Genomic DNA, 3,786 nt, shown 5'->3' with positions numbered 1-3,786 from the left:
GGTCAGGCGGGTCAGAACCCGCCTGACCACTCACGAGGGGTGGGCGGTCAGGTGCAGTTGACGCCGGCCTGCTTGTAGTTGTCCTTGTTGACGATCGTGGTCTTGGCGATCGTCTCGGCGGGCAGTTCCTTGCCGTTCTTGACCTTGTCGACCAGCACCTGGATCGCCGAGCGGCCGACCTCGGCGCCGGAGATGTAGAGCGCGGCCTTGTTGCCGGTGTCCTTGCCGGCGGCCCAGTCCTTGCAGTCGAGGTAGGCCCCGAGCCCGACGCCGATGATGTTGTTCGCCGCCACGCCGGAGTTGGCCAGCGCGGTGACGACGCCGGTCTCGTTCTCGTCGTTGCAGCCCCAGACGACCCAGTGCTTGACGCCCGGGTTGGAGCCGATCACCGCGCCGGAGCGGTTCTGCGCGTCGACCGGGGAGTTGTCGGTGCCGACGTCGATCACCTGGACGTCGGCGCCCGCGGCCTTGGCGAACGCGGACTTCGCGGCGTTGACGCGGTCGGTGCAGACGGTCAGGTCCTGCTTGAACGCGCTGATGATCTTCGTGTCGGCGGCGGCCCAGCCCGCGGCCTTGAACAGCTTCCCGGCCTCGGTGCCGACCGAGTCGCCCATCTGGCTGCCGTTGAAGCCGACGAACGGCGCCTTCGCGCCCGAGCCGTCCTTGATGACGTCGTCGGAAGCGATCAGCGGGATGCCCGCGCTCTTGGCCTTGTCGATCACCTGCGGGCCGATCGCCTGGTCCGGGACGACGATCGCGACGCCGTTGGCGCCCTGCGCGACCGCGGCGTCGAGTTCGGTGATCGCCTTGTTGGCGTCCTGGCCGAGGTTGACCACCTTGAGCTCGACGCCGAGCTCCTTCGCCTTCTCCTGCGCGCCCTGGGCCTGCTCGACGAAGTACTGCTGGTCACCCTGTTTCTGCAGGTAGTACAGGGTGACCTTGCCGTTGGCGGGTGCCTGCTGCTGCGGTGCCGCGGTGTCCTTGCCGGAGGAGCAGGACGCCAGCAGGGCACCGGAAATCAAACAACAACCAACAACGCTCCAGGTCCGGAACCTGTGCGGGTGTGTGGACATCGAGTGCTCCCATGGGGGCCGAGGTCGAGTGGTTCGTTCGGGGTTCATGAAGTGACTCGTATTACAAAACACCCGTTCGAGGAGCGTCAAGGCGCAGTTAGCGGAGCGAGACCTACTCTGCGTAGTTGCATCGTGGCAAGCAGGGGAGTCAATTATCGTATTTTTTCCGGCCTGTCCTGCGCGTTGTCCGGTTTTGTCCTGTGCGAATGTTCTGATCGGTGTTGTCGACTGTGGTGGAAGTTTCATCGCGGACCCGGACGGCGTGGCTGTCCGATTCGCCCGGCTGGCAGGATGGCCGGACCACGTTAGGGGGACCGATGACGAAGCACCGCGTCGCCGCGCTCGCCGGGATCGCCGTCCTGGCGGCCGCCTGCAGCAGCCCGCCGCAGCAGGGGCCGGCGCCGACGCCGTTCCCGGATTCGACGGCCTCCTCCTCGGCCGCCGCGCCCGACGGGTCGTTCAGCGTCGTCGCCACCGGTGACGTCCTGATCCACCCGGCGCTGACCGAGCAGGCCGAGGCCGACGGCGGCGGCAAGATCGACTACCGGCCGCTGCTGGCCGGGATCAAGCCGCTGATCTCCGGCGCCGACCTCGGGATCTGCCACCTCGAGACGCCGCTGGCGCCGGAAGGCGGGCCGTACAGCGGGTACCCGTCGTTCAGCGCGCCGCCGGAGATCGCCGACGCGCTCAAGGACATCGGCTACGACACCTGCTCGACGTCGTCCAACCACACGATCGACCAGGGCGCCGAGGGGGTCACCCGCACCCTGGACAAGCTCGACGCGATCGGCGTCAAGCACACCGGCTCGGCGCGGTCGGCGGCCGAGGCCGCGAAGCCGCTGATCATGGACGTCCACGGCGTCAAGGTCGCGCAGGTGTCGTACGCGTTCGGGTTCAACGGCATCAAGGTGCCGGCCGGGAAACCGTGGCTGGCCAACCAGATCGACGTCGACGACGTCCTGGCGGCCGCCAAAAAGGCGAAGCAGGCGGGGGCACAGGTCGTCATCGCGAGCCTGCACTGGGGCGTGGAGTACCAGCACGACCCGACGGCCGAACAGCGCTCCCAGGCCAAGAAGATCCTGGCGTCGGACGACGTCGACCTGATCGTCGGCCACCACGCCCACGTGGTCCAGCCGTTCGAGAAGATCGGCGGCAAGTGGGTGGCCTACGGCCTGGGCAACAGCATCGCCCGCCACTCCGAACCCAAGGGCGACACGGAGGAAGGCGCGGCGGCCCGCTTCCGCTTCGTCCGCGACGGCGACCGCTGGAAGGTCGACAAGGCCGAGTACATCCCGACCCTGATCCGCCTGGACGCCCCGATCCGCCTGATCGACTTGTCGACATCCCCGCCGTCGCCCCCGGTCACCAAGGCCCTCCAGGACACGGACAAGAACATCCTCAGCCTCAACGCGGCCAAGTCCGGCCTCACCCGCCCCGGCCCATAACGGACGACACGCGTGATCCCAGGGTCGACACGCGCACGCAGACGGACGACACGCCGGGCCGGGCACGCGCTCGTCGTGTCGTCCGTCCAGGTACGCGTGTCGTCCATCGGGGTACGCGTGTCGTCCGCTGGGGTACGGGTGTCAGTGGGTGCGGGTGGTGATGAGGCGGGCCAGGGTGGCGAGTTCGGCGGTGGCCCGGGAAGGTGGGGCGGCGGTGGTGAGGTCGCGCAACGCCTTGGCCAGCAATGCTTCCGCCTGGGCCTGGCTCCACTGGCGGCCGCCCGCGGCGTCGACGAGGGAGGCTGCGCGGGCGAGGTCGGTTTCGTCCAGGGGGTCGCGGCGGGCGTAGAGGGTGGCGAGGTCCGCGCCGGCGGGGGTGCCCGAACACAGGGCCGTCACCACCGGCAGGGACTTCTTGCGGTTCTGGAGGTCCGAGTACACCGGCTTGCCCGTGACGGCCGGGTCGCCCCAGATGCCGAGCAGGTCGTCGATGTGCTGGAACGCCAGGCCCACCGCGCGGCCGAACGCGCCGAAGCGGTCCGCGCCGGCCGTTCCGAAGGCCGCCCCGAGCGTGCAGGACGCACCCAGCAGGGCCGCCGTCTTGCCCTCGGCCATCCGTACGCACTCGGTGGGGGTGACGTCGTCGCGCTGCTCGAAGTCCAGGTCCGCGGCCTGGCCTTCGAGCAGGGCCAGCGTCGCGGCCGACAGCACCTTCGCGTTCGCCGCGCCGCTCGGCGCCAGCACCTCGAACGCCAGGCTCAGCAACGCGTCCCCGGCCAGCACCGCCGGCCCGGTGCCGAACACCGTCCACGCCGTCGCGCGGTGACGGCGGGTGGTGTCGCCGTCCATGACGTCGTCGTGCAGCAACGAGAAGTTGTGCACCAGCTCGACCGCGACGGCGGCGGGCACGGCATCGGCCGCCTCCCCGCCCGCGGCTTCCGCGCACAGCAGCACCAACGCCGGCCGCAGCGCCTTGCCGCCGTCGCCGGCCGCCGGGCGCCCGGCCGCGTCCTGCCAGCCGAAGTGGTAGGCGGCGATCCGCCGCATCGCCTCGGGCAGCCGCTCGGCGGCGGTCCGCAGCGCCGGCTCGACGAGCCCCTTGCTCCACGCGAGGACGTCCGCCAGGGGACGGGCGGCGGTGCGCGTGTTCATGGTGGTCATCAGCGACCGACCTGGACGTCGTCGAGGGCGCCGAGTGCGTCGGGGACGAGGACGGCGGCGGAGTGGTAGGCGCTGATGAGGTAGGAGGTGATGGCGCGTTCGTTGGT

4 protein-coding genes are annotated in these 3,786 nt (G+C 70.1%); 1 reads left to right on the top strand and 3 read right to left on the bottom strand.

What is annotated here, in order from left to right; translation table 11 throughout:
• Window positions 1-47: 47 nt before the first annotated feature.
• Window positions 48-1,022 carry a substrate-binding domain-containing protein gene (locus tag ACWDN5_RS46375; protein ID WP_310976040.1) on the bottom strand — a complete coding sequence of 325 codons (975 nt, stop codon included), beginning with the start codon at window positions 1,020-1,022 and terminating at the stop codon, window positions 48-50.
• A 368-nt stretch (window positions 1,023-1,390) separates the two neighbouring features.
• Here ACWDN5_RS46375 and ACWDN5_RS46370 point away from each other — a divergent pair, with 368 nt between their 5' ends.
• Complete coding sequence (locus ACWDN5_RS46370) at window positions 1,391-2,518, top strand: CapA family protein (protein ID WP_449680748.1); 1,128 nt, start codon at window positions 1,391-1,393, stop codon at window positions 2,516-2,518.
• Between the two features lie 141 nt (window positions 2,519-2,659).
• On the opposite strand, the gene ACWDN5_RS46365 is transcribed toward ACWDN5_RS46370, so the two are convergent.
• Window positions 2,660-3,679 (bottom strand): family 2 encapsulin nanocompartment cargo protein polyprenyl transferase, encoded by a 1,020-nt coding sequence (locus ACWDN5_RS46365; RefSeq protein WP_449680747.1) that lies wholly within the window; start codon window positions 3,677-3,679, stop codon window positions 2,660-2,662.
• The coding region (locus ACWDN5_RS46360; protein ID WP_449680749.1) for a hypothetical protein at window positions 3,679-3,786 on the bottom strand (108 nt) is incomplete at its 5' end. The genes ACWDN5_RS46360 and ACWDN5_RS46365, both read right to left, overlap by 1 nt.

The sequence above is a fragment of the Amycolatopsis sp. NPDC003731 genome, from assembly GCF_053586895.1.
The sequence above is the reverse complement of the archived record's forward strand: the minus strand, read 5'-3'. Positions and strand labels throughout refer to the sequence as shown.